The sequence below is a fragment of the Microbacterium sp. genome (assembly GCF_036277215.1).
Taxonomy (GTDB): Bacteria; Actinomycetota; Actinomycetes; order Actinomycetales; family Microbacteriaceae; genus Microbacterium.
Genome location: NZ_DASUNI010000337.1, coordinates 1 through 12907, shown reverse-complemented (window position 1 = coordinate 12907; position 12907 = coordinate 1). Strand labels below are relative to the sequence as shown.

Here is a 12907-nt window from a genome sequence, read left to right as displayed (position 1 = left end):
CTGGTGTCGACCTCCTCGATACAGCCCGCCATCAGGCCCACCACCACCATCATCGCGACTCTCGTCATCACGCCGCTCCCTTCCCGCGGGCGGTTCCAGGCCACCCTTGTTGACCGCCGAGCGTCGTGCTCGGCGGAGTCTGTCAGCCGGAGAACTCCGAGAGGTCCGGCAGCCGTTTCACGTTGTACGCGCCGCGCAGCAAGAGCGGCAGGAGATCGCGCCACACCGGGCCCGGGTCGCGGCGCCGCGACGGATCGAAGTGACTGTGCGCGAGGACCGCCATCGTGGGATGGATCTGATACGCCTCTACGACGGCGCCGAGGAGCCGCATGGCCCCGGCCACCTGAGGGTTGGAGAACGTCTTCCCATGCCCTTCCAGCTCGACGCCGATCGCGCACGCGTTGATGCGGTGACTGTCGGCGACGTCGTAGTCCCACATGAACCGATCGCCGTGCCACCGCCGATGCTCGACGACCCCGCGCGCGCAATGCCAGGCGCCACGCAGGAACGGCACGCTCTGCCACAGGGTGCCGTCCACGCCGATGCAGACGTGCCAGCTCGCCGCTCGGTCGTGCCCGCTCCTGTACGTCTGGATGCGCTTGGCCAGCGACCCAGCGGTGCCCGGGTCCGTCGCGGTGTAGTGCCACATGAGGGCGATGGGTGTGGGCACCGAGAGCGAGCTGTGCCGAACGCTCGGCAGCCGGCGCACGCCGCGGCCGACGAGCCAGCCCTCGCCGTCGACCTCCAGGTCGGTGACCTGGTCCGTGCGATGGCCGGTCACCGGATCCATCGGCTCGGACCAAAGGCGGCGAACCCAGTCGAAGAACCCCATCACCCACCTCCATCCGTAACCAGCGCGTGGCGAGAATCTGCGCTGTGCAGCGGGCACTTCGGATCGCCGAAGTCGTCTGACGCATCGAACTGATCTGGTTCCCGGCACGTGCAGACGCCGCACCGAGGGCACCACCTTGCGCTTACTCCGGTGCATTGACCACCCGTATCCGCCGGACCGATAAGGGATGGCCGGGTCCCCCCTGTCAGGGCACGACGGGCCTCATCCCGCTGCGCCATCAACTTCAGACCCGCAGACCGTCCCCCCGGCCCGCCATCCTCGCACGCGTCGATCAGGCGCTCGTCTTCGGTCTGGCTCACGGGTCACCCATCGCCGCGAGCTGCGTCCGCAAGATGGCAGCCGCGGCCTCCAGCTGCTTGGCAGCGTGATCTAGCCGCCGCCGCCAGAAGTCGGGCGAGCTCCCAATATCGAGTTGCCGCTGACAGAGTGCGACCTCCCTGCGGGCCGCATCGATCGCCATGGTGGAGTCGAACGCCATCGCCGTCTGTTTCATGCGGGCACGTCCGGCGCGGGGACCTCTTTGCCATACCGGTCGATCCAGACGTGGCGGATGCGGCGGCTTCCGTTCAGGCAATCGCGGGCCAGGCGCTCGCTGGAGTGAGAGCAGATGAACTCCCCGTCGGCTGCGCGCTCGATGAGCCACCGCTCCTGTGGCCACTCCGGTCCGGCCGTCATCCCAGGTGCGCAGTGATTGCTACCGCGTTTGTGAGTCATCGTCTTCCTATCCTTCGCAGGCTGCGTCGCCGGCGATGCTCCGACACGACGAGGTCCACGCTCATCACGAACGCGACGAGAGCGGCCAGCGCGGCGACGATCTGAAAGATCGCCTTCACTTCCTTCTCCTCGCTCGACGTCGCCCGGCCGCGTTGTCCGCCGCGTCGATCTCCGCGTTCGTCGGGCCGAGGCGGCCGGTGACCCGGGTGAGCGCGTAGTCGGTGATCTCCGTCTCGAGTCGCTTCACCTCGCCGCGCAGGCGTTCGATCTCGGCCAGCGCTGCGCCGAGCATGAAAGGGGCAGCCGCGATCAGCTGACCTGTCGCTTCGATCTCCATCGCGGCGCCGTCCATCTTGTCCTCCTCGACGCAGGGGAACTCATCGATCTGCGCGACGTGGACGCCGATAGCCTCGCTCGTCGGGCCAGCCTTGATATCCCCTTCTTCGTCGATCTCCCATGGCCCGGGCACCGCTCCGGCCAGCAGCGCCCGAGCGCGGGCCTCCATCTCGGGCGTCCACGCCGGCGCGGTCATCGGCCCGCCTTCCTGGCCAGCCACGCCCGGCCCTCTTCCGACAGACGCGCCGCGCTCCGGGCCCGCACAGGGAACTCATGCATGGCCAGAATCGTCCGTATCCGTCGCCGGAAGTTGCGGCCCGGGTTCCCGTCGCCGACGCGACCGCGCGGCCCGCGCTTCGGCTCTTCGTCCATCACGGGCGGCACTGCCAGCTGTAGCGAGAGCCGTTGTAGTCGACGCGCTTGCAGATCCCCTGACCCGGGCAGCACGGGGTGACCGAGGAGCACGTCGCGCCGAGCTGGACGCACGCCTGCGGGGCCGGTGGCCAGGTCGGCGCCGCCGCGGTGGTGCCACGGCTCGACAGCGAGAACAGCGCCACGAGGGCGAACACGATGACAATCTTCATTCCTGAAACCATCCTTCCCGCTCGTTCTGTGCGAGCGTGATGAGGTGCGGGCGGCAGTAGAGCTCGCCCGGTACTGCCCAGTCTCGGCAGCGGGAACACCGCCGGGGCTGGTCGTTCTCCGGCTTCTGGTCGCACGTCTTCGGCGTGTGCCCTTTGCGGAGACAGATGTCGCACTGTTTCTTCACGCCGCTCCGTCCGGTCCGCGACTCGCGCCGTTTGGCCGCGCGCCGTGCCTCGATGGCCTTTCTCTGAGCAGCGCAGTTCGGCCCGAGCTTCTTCCCCGGCAGCGCGCGCTCCTTGCCACATCGACAGAAGCCGGCGCGAAAACGCTCAAGCTCGACCTGCGACATCTTCATCGGGGCACCACCGCGAGGGTCTGCATCGCGCTGAGCGGGCGCGCTTGCTGATACAGCGGGTGCTCGGGCTGGCCGGGTTTGCGCGTGGTGTCCTTCGTCAGCTTGAAGCACACCGGCCGCACGCCCATTGCCTGCAGTGACAGGAGAACCTTCGTGCCGCGGTCATGCAGGCGCCCGTAGTTGCCCCACGCGCAGACCACGAGATGGCACCGACGAACCGCCACCCGGATGGCTTCGTCGTTGTCGGGGCCGATCGGGTCGGCGTGCTTGCGGAGCACCTTCGGATCGGTGGAGCGCAGCGCGAAGATGTTGACCACGTCGAGGCCGGCGAACCCCCATGACTTCGCGAAGCCGATGCACCGGCGCACCGTCGGATCGTTGCGGGTCGCGTCGGCAGTGCTGGGGTTGAGCATGATGAAACAACAGAACGGACCGTCGGCCCAGTGTCGCCACAGGAGGTACCGATACGTGTCGCACGCCGAGAACAGCGCACCCGGAGGGAGGATCACGACGCCCTCCGCGCCCGCATGGCCCGCACCTCGGGATGCGACCCGTCCACAAAGAGACCGGTCCCGATGACGCCGAACGGAACCGCGCGGGTCCACCACGCGCCGCACGTCATGCACTGGATGCCGTAGGTTCCGCCCTCGCGCGTCCACGCGATCGGCGTGTACGGGATGCCCAGGTACTTCCCGACCGAGCAACCGCACTCGGTCATGTCGCTCGCGCCATAGGGAATGACGGTCCATCCGCGCGGGGCAACGCGCCGGGCTCGTCGTCGGGCTCGTACGCGCTCGATGGTCTTGACGCTCACGGTCCATGTCTCCATGAAAGGAACGCCCGCGCCGCTGCCGTTGGTTTTGGCATTGAAGGCATGAGGGTTCAGCAGCGGCGCGGGCGAGCTGGTTCTCAGGGCTCCTGTTCACATTCGGGCGGAAGATCGTTCCCGGTCGCGTAGGCCGAGCACAGATGCTCGATTGGGTCCGACCACAGCGACGCGTTGTGTCCCTGATACGGCGGTGGATAGGTGTAGTCCGCCCGCGTGCGCCAGCTGGAGCGGAACGGGAACGGGCACGGTTCGTTAACCGTCAAAACTTGTCCCGACGCCGTCGGCAGGCTGGCCGACACCTGCATCCGCCACTCGCCAAGATGCCACTGATGTAGCTTCGGCGAGGTGCCGAGTGAGATTGTTGGGCACGGGCTACCGGTAGCGGTCCACCACGCTCGCCCACTGACCGTGCCATTTTCATAGCGCGGCCGACCACCAATTTGCGTCATTAGACATGCCGCCATTGGTAAATCACGACTCCGTGTGTCCGTCCTACCCTCTCCCTCTGCCGGAGGTTCGCGGCTGGGGGGAATCGGGTCTGGAATTCCCGCGGCCCGGCGCTCCGACGGCATCGGACTGGCGAGAGACACGTCCCATGCAGTCGTTGCCACCGTCGAACCCCGCGCGGTCATAACGTCGGCTGCGAAGCGGAAGAGGTTCCCGTGCGGGTCGGGGCGGCGCGGCTCGTCGTACACGACCGATATCCCGGTGATGCCGTGCGACGGCAGGTCCGAGACCTCATCGAGCGTGGACACGCCGTCGTGGTTCACGTCCTGCCACAGGCGCAGGTCGGCGAAGACGGGATCGCTGGCGTCGATGAGACCGTCACCGTCGTCATGCTGTGCGAGCGCCGAGAAACCATTGCGCGCTTGACCGGGTGCGGGCTTCTGCTGCTGTGTGACGTCGCCGAAGAGCTCGAGTCCGTCCGTGGCGACTCCATCGGACGTGTGATCGAGAAAGAGCCACGCGTCGTCGGTGCCGGGGGTAGTCCATGCGCGCAACTCCTTGCCACGCGCTGGGACTAGCGCGAACGAGACGCCGTCATTCCACGACGTCAGCTCGATGCCGTCTCCCTCCAGGTCCAGAATGATCGGTGTCGTGCAGCAGCACGAGTGGGGGTTGGCGGCGCAGTCGCACAACGCTTGGCGCGTCGCATCGACCTCCTCGTCCATGCATGCTGAGCCAGACAGCACGAATGCTAACGCCAAACATCGAATCATGATCCTCATTCTTTGTCCTTGGTAGCTGCGTTGTACCGCTCGGGGTAGTGCGCTTTAAGGTAAGCGAGACATCGCTTGCAGTTGATGCGGCGGGGTTCGTCGGTGGTGGTCGAGTGCCGCGCGCCGCAGATCGCGCCGGGCGGTGTCGCCGGACCATCGGAGGGCTGGTACCGAGCGTGCCGTCGACGGTCCCGCGTCATCCCGGCTCCACCTGTGTCATCCGCTCCAGTCGCTCCACCGAGCACTGGAGAGCCACCCTGTCGGCGCCGTCGGGCAGCGCGTCGACCTGCGCCTTCAACCGGGCCACACCGTCCGGCTCCTTCAGCGCGGTCTCGAGCGCGGCCCACAGAGAGGCCACGTGCGCCTTCATGGAGTCGTCGGTCGGCGACGCATCCGCCTTCGACTTGGGTTCCGGCGGAATGACCGGGCGGACGCGGATCGCGCCCATCCGCTTCTCCTTGGTCTGCCGGTCGCGCCACGGCACCGTCATGTCGGGGAAGATCGTGATCCGCTTATCGACCCAATCTCGCATCGCTCGGCCGTACAGATCTTCCAGCACGCGGCAGGATGTCTTGCCGATCATCCACCGCCAGGGCATCTTGTCGGGCCGGTTCTTGAGCGCGTCGAAGTGAACGATCGGCTTATCCTCGGTCTTCTTTCTTCCCCCCTCTTCGACCAGCTCGATCTCCGAGACCACGATCTTGGAGATGGTCAAGGTCCAGTCGCGGCCGCGCAGATGCTCCTGTTTGAGGAACTGCTCGGGGTAGGCGAGGATCCAGTTGTCGAGGTAGGCGTCGTTCTTGGGCATCACTCTCTCTCCAGACCGGACATGTCGAGGTCAGACAGGTCGTCGTACATGCCGGCGAACCGCCACTCGACGGCGGAGTTCAGCCGCACCACGTCGTGCGGAGCGCGGCCCGGCCACTCGCCGCGCTGGTCGCACTCGGCCACGCGATCGAGTAGGCGACGAACGATCCGCCGACCCTGCATGAGGATCGCGTGGGGCATCTCGTACGGAACGACGTCGAACGGGTCGGTCTTCTCGACGCCGAGGAGGATCGGCTCCTGCGACCCGTTCCAACCGTTCGCGAGCAGCCCGTCCATGTAGTGCGCCATCTGGCAGTGATAGCCGAGGCGCTGCGCAGTCTGAGTGAACCCGAACTCGTCCATGCGCTGCCCGCTCTTGAGGTCAAGCAGGCGATGCGGGGTGAGCAAGTCCGGGCGAGCCTTGCACTGCAAGCCGGTCGGCACGTCGCGCCATGTCAGGGGGGCTTCGCGCACGCCGGTCTCCAGATATCGGATGACCACCGGGTGGCGCTGAAGCGATCGGGCCATGCCCTTGACCAGTCGCATCTCCTTCACCGAGAGCACCTCCGCGCCAGGGTGCTCGGCCAGGAACGCCTGATACTTCGCGTGCCGCTTGTCGCGCGTGCCTTCGTAGGAGACCCAGCGGCGCCCGAAGACGTCGTCGCCCTCCAAGGTCAGGCAGTGGATGGCGCGGCCGAGACGTCGGTCCTCGGTCTCCTTGACGTCGGGGCTCGAGACCCTCGCCACCTCCAGCACGTAGTGCGCCGGGCTCTTCGCCATCGCCGCCAGGACCGTCCAGCGGATGCCGGGCATCCGGTTGTAGTCCGCATATGCAGAATCGAGCATCACTTCTCCTCGGGATGGGGGATGGGGACCCGCGTGGCGAGCTTCACGGCTTTCTCGTAGAGCTGCGCCACGTCCTTGCCGCGCGGCCGGGGCTTGCCGTCGATCGACACCAGCCACCAGCCCGCGGTGCGCCGGCCGTCGGTCATGATGACCGTGTCCCACTTGAGCTCCACGTCGAACGTCCTCTCGCCGTGCACTACCTTGACGGTCATGGCTCGCTCTTCGCCCCGTACGCGTTGTAACGCCGATCCAGCTCGCGGCCCATGGCATCCAGTGCCGCGTCTCGCGCGGTGCCCAACATGCCACCCCTTCGAGCCACGCTGACGCGCAGGCCGGACCGAGAGTTGCCCGTCACCCGAGCAACCCAGCACCCATCGCCGAACGGCACGCACTCGCATGTCAGGTCGAACCCGTGGAACGTCGTCATCGTCCGAGACGCAGGCGTGGCGGCGCCGCCTGCCCCTTCAGCCACGAGGTGCAGAACTTCCTGTGAAAGATGTCGTCGATTCGCTGGTACTGGAAGAAGAGCTCCAGGTCGGAGGCTTGGTCTCGCCGACATCGCTCCAGCTGCACCACGCCGTCCTGCACGCGCTCCATGACCGACCGGCTGAAGGCCTGCTCCTGGTGAACGAGACCCTCCATGTTCTCGAGCCGCTTCTTCTCTCCCTCGAACAACGCATCGAACGACGCTTCCAAGCCCACCGCGCGGCGCCACTGGTGCGTCATCACCAGCGACACAACGATGATGACGACGCACTCAAACGACGCCACGGCACGCCACACCCGCACCATCGAATCCGCATCCGCCTCTCTCTTGATCATGCTCGCTCCCTTCCTACGACGGTTGGCCGCGCTTCTGCTGCGCGCGGCGGAGACGACCTTCGACGTCCCGCAGACCCAGCTGCAGGAACTCGATCTCCAGGCCCGATTCGCGCGAGACCTCGATGAGGTCGACAAGGATCTTGGCGGCGTCCGACATCAGCACCATGTACCGGGCCGGCGACTCGCGCGAGACGTCCTCGGCGGCGGACATGATGGCGTATACCTGCCCTAGCCTCGCCGAGACATGGGCGGACAGCGCGCCAAGGTGGGCAGAGAGCTTCGCGTGGTCGATCTTCATGGGCTCACGTCGATCTGGATCCATCGGTTGCCGATCTGGTCTGCCTTGCGGACCAGGGCACGAAGATGGTCCGCGAAAGACTTCGTGGCCAGCCACCACGCCGCGTCGGGGTGGTTCCTGAGGTAGCTCCTGAACACCGTCACGCGCCGACTCGCGACGTGAAGAAGAGCTTGGCGAGCGGGATGCGGCGAGAGAGCTCGTCCAACGCCGCCTGCGGGTCCCTGCCGACGCCGCCGGAAGCTCCGAGGCACGCCAGCCACGACCCATCGGCGCGCTGCTCCAACCATAGCCGCGGCTTCATGGCTCCTGCTCGCACGGCGGAAGGTCGCTATCGCCAGGGTACTCGCTGCATGGCCAGATCCAGTCGCTTCCCCGGCGCTCATACCGACTCAGAGACTGGAAAGGAGACTCCGTGAAGATGAAGTCCGCCTCTCCCACCCATGCGCTGTCACCGCGGAAGCGGCACACCTTTGGCGCGTCCTTCCACATCAACGGACCCATCGCGCCGTTGGTGTTGATCAGAAGCCTCCATTGGCCGAGGCGGTACTGATAGAGACGCACCGTCGTCGGGTTCGTCGAGGAGGGGCAATCCGAAGGGGTCCCGCTGGTCTGGTACCACTGCGCCCGGGTCTTGACCGTTCCCGATCCGATGTCGTTGTACAGGGGGCGCGCCACCTGCATGGTGATGAAGCAGTCGCCGGCGCTGGCTGCCGCAGGTGGCGCAAACGCGTTCGGCTGCGAGACTGGGGGCTCGTCGCTGGCGGGGACCGGGTCCGGCAGGCTGGCCGCGCGCCGCTCGGCTCGTGTCGGGCTGGTCAGAGAAACGTCCCACGCTCGCGGCGCCACCTTCGAGCCCGGCGCGGCCAGCACCGCAGCCGAGAACCGGTACAGGTTGCCATGCTCATCGGGCCGATTCGGCTCGTCGTAGACCACCGACAGACCCGTGATGCCGTGCTCGGCCAGCCCGGAGATCTCGTTGAGCGTGGACACGCCATCATGGTTGCGGTCCTGCCAAAGGATGAGCTCGGTGTACACCGCATCGGCCGCGTCGATCAGACCGTCGGCGTTCTCATCGTACTCCGCCAGCGCCCGGAAACCGTTGTACGACTCGCCCAGGCTTGGCGCGTCCTGAGGCGTCACGTCCCCGAAGAGCTCGAACCCGTCGTTCACGACGCCATCGCCGGTGTGGTCGCGACCCAGGAAGGCGTCATCGGAACCCTTCTCCGTCCACGCGCGCCAGCCCGGGCCGCGCGGTGGCACGAGCGAGAAGACGACGCCTTTCTCCCACGAGGTGAGCCGGATGCCGTCTCCCTCCAGGTCCAGTACGATCGGCGTCGTGCAGCAGCACGAGTGCGGGTTGCGCACGCAGTCACAGATAGGCTGCAGGTCCGCGCCGACCTGCTCCTCCATGCATCCGAGCAGGAACGTCACCGACAATAGAAGTGCTCTCGTCATCGAAGTCCTCCCTCCGTCATCGTCCACCGCGCCGACGCACGCGCGCGAACCTCGCCGCTCGCGCGCGCGACTCGATCGTGACCGGCGGGTCTCCCATCATGTAGGATGGGAGCGCCGGCTCGCCGCCACGCACCGTGGGGATAGTCGGGTCCCACCACGGCTCGCCCGGGATGGGCGCGAGCGGCTCCGTCTCCTCCGTCGGACGCTCTACATCGGGCGCCTCCCTTCCGTTCGGTTCGTTCTTCGTCATCTCTCCATCGATACAGGAAGCGTTGACCCTCCGTCAAGCCCCTTGGCGAACGAAAGATGACCGAACGGACAGTGCGCAGGAGTCAAGAATCAGGCCCGACGAACTTTGACGCCCCCATTGACGCTACGGTAATCGTGTATCGTGCGTCAACCAGCGAAGACCCCGCCTTCGTCCCTCGCCGCCCGCGTCCACCACCTCCTGCGGGAGTGGCGACTCTGGCGTGACCTCGCCGCGGTGGAGGTCGCGGAGGCAATCGGCGTCTCGGCGACCACGCTCAGCAAGTGGGAGCACGGGCGCAACAAGATCAGTCTCGAGATGCTCGAGAAGGTGTGCGTGCTGTTCGGCTGCGACCTGGCCACGTTTTGGGCCGGTCCGCCGAAGCGGAAGGACGGGGCGAAGCGGGCGGCATAGCCCGTGGCCTCTCCTCCGAAGAACGGGGCGAGGAAGCCCCCGCCTCGCAAGCCGTGGCGACCGATCTCGTCCTACGTGGACGACATCCTTGCGCGCGCCCACGAACCGTGGGTGTCGTTCCAGCTCGGCTTGCGCGAGGTCTGTCGGTGCCGGCCCGGCGGCATCGTCGTGGTGATGGGTCCGTCGGGCAGCGGCAAGACCTCGCTGGTGGCCGACCTTCTCGTCAACCACGCCCGCCACTACGGGCCTGCGGTTTACCTATCCCTCGAGCTGGAGGGCGACGAGCTCGCGGCGCGGGTCGTCGGCATGCAGACGAACGCGTCATGGGAGCAGGTGCTCAAGGGCGACGTGCCGCGCGAGCACATGGTGCACGCGTCCAACATCCCGCGCTTGGTGCTCGTCGAGGAGGAAGATGCCTCGCTCGCCTCGATGCGCGCCACCGTCGAGGGGATGCGCGAGGTCTACATTGACGAGCCGATCGTCGTGGCGGTCGACTACATCCAGATCTTCGAAGCCGATGAGCAGGAACACCGCCAACGCGTCGCGCTCGTGATGAAGGCGCTGAAGAGGATCGCGAAGCAGCTCCGCATCGTCGTCGTCGCGCTCAACCAGATGAGCCGAGAGAACGCTCGCATCGCGCGCTCGGGCGACAAGCTGGGTGTCGAGACCGCCGACCTGGCCGCGGAGTCCGCCGCGATCGAGCGGTACGCGTCCAACACCATCTCCATCGGCGGCATCAAGAATATCGGCGACGACGGAGACCAGTCGGTGCAGCTCTCGCTGGGCAAGGGCCGCATGGGCGGCGGTGATCGCGTGCTGCCCGCGCGCTACGAAGGCCGCACCGGTCGATGGATCATCGAGGGCGACTCGCGGCCGGCCGCCGAGGTGAAGGCGGAGCTCGCCGAGGCGAAGAAGTCGAACGCGGTGGAGGGCGCGCTCATGTCGGTGCTCGGCGCGGCGAGCAAACTCACGCAGCCGACCACGAGGAGCGATCTGGTGCTCCTCGCCCACTGCAACAAACAGCTCGGCTACGTGGCGATCACGCGGCTGATCAAGACCGGCGAACTGGTGGAGGTGCGCATGAAGAAGAAGGGCACGGGCGGCGGATGGATGATCTGCCCCCCCGAACTGGCCAAGGAGACCCAGCTCCCACTCCTCGGTGAGGTACCGTCATGAGAGTCGGTTCCGAGTCGGTTCCGAGTCGGTTCCGGGAACCGGGTGGCGAGGGTCTGGTTGGGTCGGTTCCCGGGTATAGTAGTACCCGGAACCGGAACCGACCCACCAGACGGCCCCTGGAAGCCGACTTCCGAGGCCCCCCAGCTGGAACCGACCGGGGGGTGCCATGAGCGAGCCCGATCCCAAGACGGATCGAGCCAACCGACGGGCGCGGAGACGAGCGCTGCTGGTATGCAGGGGCGCATTCGTCATCGCGTCCGGCTGGACCTCCAACAAGAGGACGAGCGGGATGCAACCTTCGGTGCTCGCGCGCCATGCGGTGGCAGTGGCGGAGTCCATCGTTGCTCTGAGCGGCTACGACGATGCGCAGCTGGACCAGGAGCGCATCACGGGGGACTCATGAAGGGCTGGTTCTTCTGGCGGTGCGCTCGATGCGGCGAGCGATGGTCGTTTTGGCGGGGGAGCTGTCCCTCGTGCAGGAGCGGACGATGCTCGTGAATTTCATCTGCCCACGCTGTGGAACGGTCACGCCTCCGTTTACGCCCCATCCGTGTCGCGCGCGCGTCTGCGGCAACGCTCCGCTCGACTCGCGATACGGGACCTGCACGCGCGACCCGGACCACATCGGCATCCATGAGAACGCGCTCGCGTGGTGGGATGGGCGCGGCAACGGAGGATTTCGCGGGCCGCTCGCCGGCGAGATCGACGACCCGCCGCAACCTAAGGGCGCTCCGCTGACGCCGAAGGGGCGAGCCATCGAGATCATCGACAAGGCGCGCGAGGAGCAGCTCCGGCTCGCTGCGCACCTTCGGTCGCAAGCGCGAGAGCTCGAGAGCGCGGCAAGGGACCATGAGGCGACGGCCGAGGAGCTGCGGCTGGCCGCTGCGGCGCTGGGGCACGGCCGATGAGCAAGCGAGTGAGTCACACGAAGCGGACGATGGACTACTGCGCTGCGCGATCCATCTACGCTTGCGTCGTGGAGAAGTGGATCCCGAACACCTCCATCCGCAAGGACGCGTTCGGCTTCGGCGACATCCTGGCCATGGATGCGCTGCATGGTGCCGTCCTTGTCCAGGTGTGCGAGGACAACGGCGGAGGAATGCCATCGCACGTTCGCAAGATTCAGGTCGAGTGCGTCATCGAAGCGACCGCTTGGCTCATGCGCGGCAATCGCATCTACGTCGTGGGCTGGGGACAGCGCGCGGCCACGGGAAGAGAGTGGGTACCTCGGTTCATGGAGCTGGTGCTCGACGAACAAGGGGACCTGGATGCATACGTACGAAGGGGCCTACAAGGAGTAGACGATGCCAAAGAATCAGGGTGAGCTGCAGGGCATGGGACGTGCGTCGATCAAGGATCTGGACGAGAGCATCACCGAGCTGGTGAAGCTGGAGGACCAGTTCAAGCGCGCAAAGACGAAGTACAAGGCGCAGTACGCCATCGTGCTGATGCGCATGATCAAGCACCAGCGGAAGAAGTACATCTTCATCGACGGAACGGTGGAGCGCGTCTGCGAGCTCTTCATGTCGCAGGAAAAGCTGCGCACGACAGAGCATCCCATCCGTGAGCGTGGAGAGAAGGGCAAGGGCAAGACTGCAAAGCCTCCGACGCAGGCCAAGCCGAGTGGATGGGACAGCAAGGTGACGAACGGGGCGAGCAAGCCTGAACCGAAGCCGGCATGAAACAGCTATGCCCATGGTGCGGCCAACCTGTAGAGGCGCAGTCTCTGTGGAACAGGGTCGTAGAGACGCTCGTAGATACGCACTGGGTGGACGGGCGAGCGTGCCCAGGGGCGATGGTGACCTTGTATGAAGGGCAGGCGCGCCCGTACCGCCAACGCGCGCGGGGTAGTGGTCGTGGTGGTCGTCCACGTCGCAACGGCAAGCGCTGATCGCATTGGCCCTACCCCACGGGTGGCAAATCCGACGCGAGCGGATGCGCGTGCGAGCG

The 12907-nt window shown here is 66.6% G+C and carries 24 protein-coding genes; 6 read left to right on the top strand and 18 right to left on the bottom strand.

Annotated elements, in window-relative coordinates:
- Positions 1-142: 142 nt before the first annotated feature.
- The 18 genes from VFX99_RS16160 to VFX99_RS16075 form a co-directional block, all read right to left on the bottom strand.
- Complete coding sequence (locus VFX99_RS16160; protein WP_329667313.1) at positions 143-832, bottom strand: N-acetylmuramoyl-L-alanine amidase; 690 nt, start codon at positions 830-832, stop codon at positions 143-145.
- A gap of 316 nt (positions 833-1148) precedes the next feature.
- On the bottom strand, positions 1149-1346 hold the full coding sequence (locus VFX99_RS16155; RefSeq protein ID WP_329667312.1) for a hypothetical protein: 198 nt from the start codon (positions 1344-1346) through the stop codon (positions 1149-1151).
- Positions 1343-1567, bottom strand: coding sequence for a hypothetical protein (locus tag VFX99_RS16150; RefSeq protein ID WP_329667311.1), 225 nt, complete (start codon positions 1565-1567; stop codon positions 1343-1345). Before VFX99_RS16150 ends, VFX99_RS16155 begins: the two co-directional genes overlap by 4 nt.
- Positions 1564-1686, bottom strand: a complete 123-nt coding sequence (locus VFX99_RS16145) for a hypothetical protein (protein WP_329667310.1) — start codon at positions 1684-1686, stop codon at positions 1564-1566. The genes VFX99_RS16150 and VFX99_RS16145 overlap by 4 nt, the downstream gene beginning before the upstream one ends.
- On the bottom strand, positions 1683-2099 hold the full coding sequence (locus VFX99_RS16140; RefSeq protein ID WP_329667309.1) for a hypothetical protein: 417 nt from the start codon (positions 2097-2099) through the stop codon (positions 1683-1685). The genes VFX99_RS16145 and VFX99_RS16140 overlap by 4 nt, the downstream gene beginning before the upstream one ends.
- A gap of 175 nt (positions 2100-2274) precedes the next feature.
- Positions 2275-2487: a hypothetical protein gene (locus VFX99_RS16135; protein WP_329667308.1), complete on the bottom strand. Its 213-nt coding sequence runs from the start codon at positions 2485-2487 to the stop codon at positions 2275-2277.
- Positions 2484-2843 (bottom strand): hypothetical protein, encoded by a 360-nt coding sequence (locus VFX99_RS16130; RefSeq protein ID WP_329667307.1) that lies wholly within the window; start codon positions 2841-2843, stop codon positions 2484-2486. Before VFX99_RS16130 ends, VFX99_RS16135 begins: the two co-directional genes overlap by 4 nt.
- The gene (locus VFX99_RS16125) at positions 2840-3352 is read right to left on the bottom strand and encodes a DUF1643 domain-containing protein (RefSeq protein WP_329667306.1); all 513 of its coding nucleotides are present in this window, start codon (positions 3350-3352) and stop codon (positions 2840-2842) included. The genes VFX99_RS16130 and VFX99_RS16125 overlap by 4 nt, the downstream gene beginning before the upstream one ends.
- Positions 3349-3657: a hypothetical protein gene (locus VFX99_RS16120; RefSeq protein ID WP_329667305.1), complete on the bottom strand. Its 309-nt coding sequence runs from the start codon at positions 3655-3657 to the stop codon at positions 3349-3351. Before VFX99_RS16120 ends, VFX99_RS16125 begins: the two co-directional genes overlap by 4 nt.
- A gap of 95 nt (positions 3658-3752) precedes the next feature.
- A complete protein-coding gene (locus VFX99_RS16115) occupies positions 3753-4844 on the bottom strand; it encodes a hypothetical protein (protein WP_329667304.1) in 1092 nt (363 codons plus the stop codon).
- A gap of 244 nt (positions 4845-5088) precedes the next feature.
- Positions 5089-5700 carry a hypothetical protein gene (locus VFX99_RS16110; RefSeq protein ID WP_329667303.1) on the bottom strand — a complete coding sequence of 204 codons (612 nt, stop codon included), beginning with the start codon at positions 5698-5700 and terminating at the stop codon, positions 5089-5091.
- A complete protein-coding gene (locus tag VFX99_RS16105; protein ID WP_329667302.1) occupies positions 5700-6545 on the bottom strand; it encodes a PD-(D/E)XK nuclease-like domain-containing protein in 846 nt (281 codons plus the stop codon). The genes VFX99_RS16110 and VFX99_RS16105 overlap by 1 nt, the downstream gene beginning before the upstream one ends.
- A complete protein-coding gene (locus tag VFX99_RS16100) occupies positions 6545-6757 on the bottom strand; it encodes a hypothetical protein (protein ID WP_329667301.1) in 213 nt (70 codons plus the stop codon). Before VFX99_RS16100 ends, VFX99_RS16105 begins: the two co-directional genes overlap by 1 nt.
- A 211-nt stretch (positions 6758-6968) precedes the next feature.
- Positions 6969-7337, bottom strand: a complete 369-nt coding sequence (locus tag VFX99_RS16095; RefSeq protein ID WP_329667300.1) for a hypothetical protein — start codon at positions 7335-7337, stop codon at positions 6969-6971.
- 43 nt (positions 7338-7380) lie between these two features.
- A complete protein-coding gene (locus VFX99_RS16090) occupies positions 7381-7665 on the bottom strand; it encodes a hypothetical protein (protein ID WP_329667299.1) in 285 nt (94 codons plus the stop codon).
- A complete protein-coding gene (locus tag VFX99_RS16085) occupies positions 7662-7808 on the bottom strand; it encodes a hypothetical protein (RefSeq protein WP_329667298.1) in 147 nt (48 codons plus the stop codon). Before VFX99_RS16085 ends, VFX99_RS16090 begins: the two co-directional genes overlap by 4 nt.
- On the bottom strand, positions 7805-7966 hold the full coding sequence (locus VFX99_RS16080; RefSeq protein ID WP_329667297.1) for a hypothetical protein: 162 nt from the start codon (positions 7964-7966) through the stop codon (positions 7805-7807). Before VFX99_RS16080 ends, VFX99_RS16085 begins: the two co-directional genes overlap by 4 nt.
- Positions 7963-9120 carry a hypothetical protein gene (locus tag VFX99_RS16075; RefSeq protein WP_329667296.1) on the bottom strand — a complete coding sequence of 386 codons (1158 nt, stop codon included), beginning with the start codon at positions 9118-9120 and terminating at the stop codon, positions 7963-7965. Before VFX99_RS16075 ends, VFX99_RS16080 begins: the two co-directional genes overlap by 4 nt.
- A 391-nt stretch (positions 9121-9511) precedes the next feature.
- On the opposite strand from VFX99_RS16075, the gene VFX99_RS16070 reads away from it, so the two are divergent.
- The 6 genes from VFX99_RS16070 to VFX99_RS16045 all read left to right on the top strand — a co-directional run bounded on the left by VFX99_RS16070 (position 9512) and on the right by VFX99_RS16045 (position 12639).
- Positions 9512-9781 (top strand): helix-turn-helix transcriptional regulator, encoded by a 270-nt coding sequence (locus VFX99_RS16070; RefSeq protein ID WP_329667295.1) that lies wholly within the window; start codon positions 9512-9514, stop codon positions 9779-9781.
- A gap of 75 nt (positions 9782-9856) precedes the next feature.
- On the top strand, positions 9857-10957 hold the full coding sequence (locus tag VFX99_RS16065; RefSeq protein WP_329667294.1) for a DnaB-like helicase C-terminal domain-containing protein: 1101 nt from the start codon (positions 9857-9859) through the stop codon (positions 10955-10957).
- Between the two features lie 166 nt (positions 10958-11123).
- Complete coding sequence (locus VFX99_RS16060) at positions 11124-11360, top strand: hypothetical protein (RefSeq protein WP_329667293.1); 237 nt, start codon at positions 11124-11126, stop codon at positions 11358-11360.
- Between the two features lie 40 nt (positions 11361-11400).
- On the top strand, positions 11401-11865 hold the full coding sequence (locus tag VFX99_RS16055) for a hypothetical protein (RefSeq protein WP_329667292.1): 465 nt from the start codon (positions 11401-11403) through the stop codon (positions 11863-11865).
- A gap of 68 nt (positions 11866-11933) precedes the next feature.
- Complete coding sequence (locus VFX99_RS16050; protein WP_329667291.1) at positions 11934-12281, top strand: hypothetical protein; 348 nt, start codon at positions 11934-11936, stop codon at positions 12279-12281.
- Positions 12262-12639: a hypothetical protein gene (locus tag VFX99_RS16045; protein WP_329667290.1), complete on the top strand. Its 378-nt coding sequence runs from the start codon at positions 12262-12264 to the stop codon at positions 12637-12639. Before VFX99_RS16050 ends, VFX99_RS16045 begins: the two co-directional genes overlap by 20 nt.
- Positions 12640-12907: the final 268 nt, after the last annotated feature.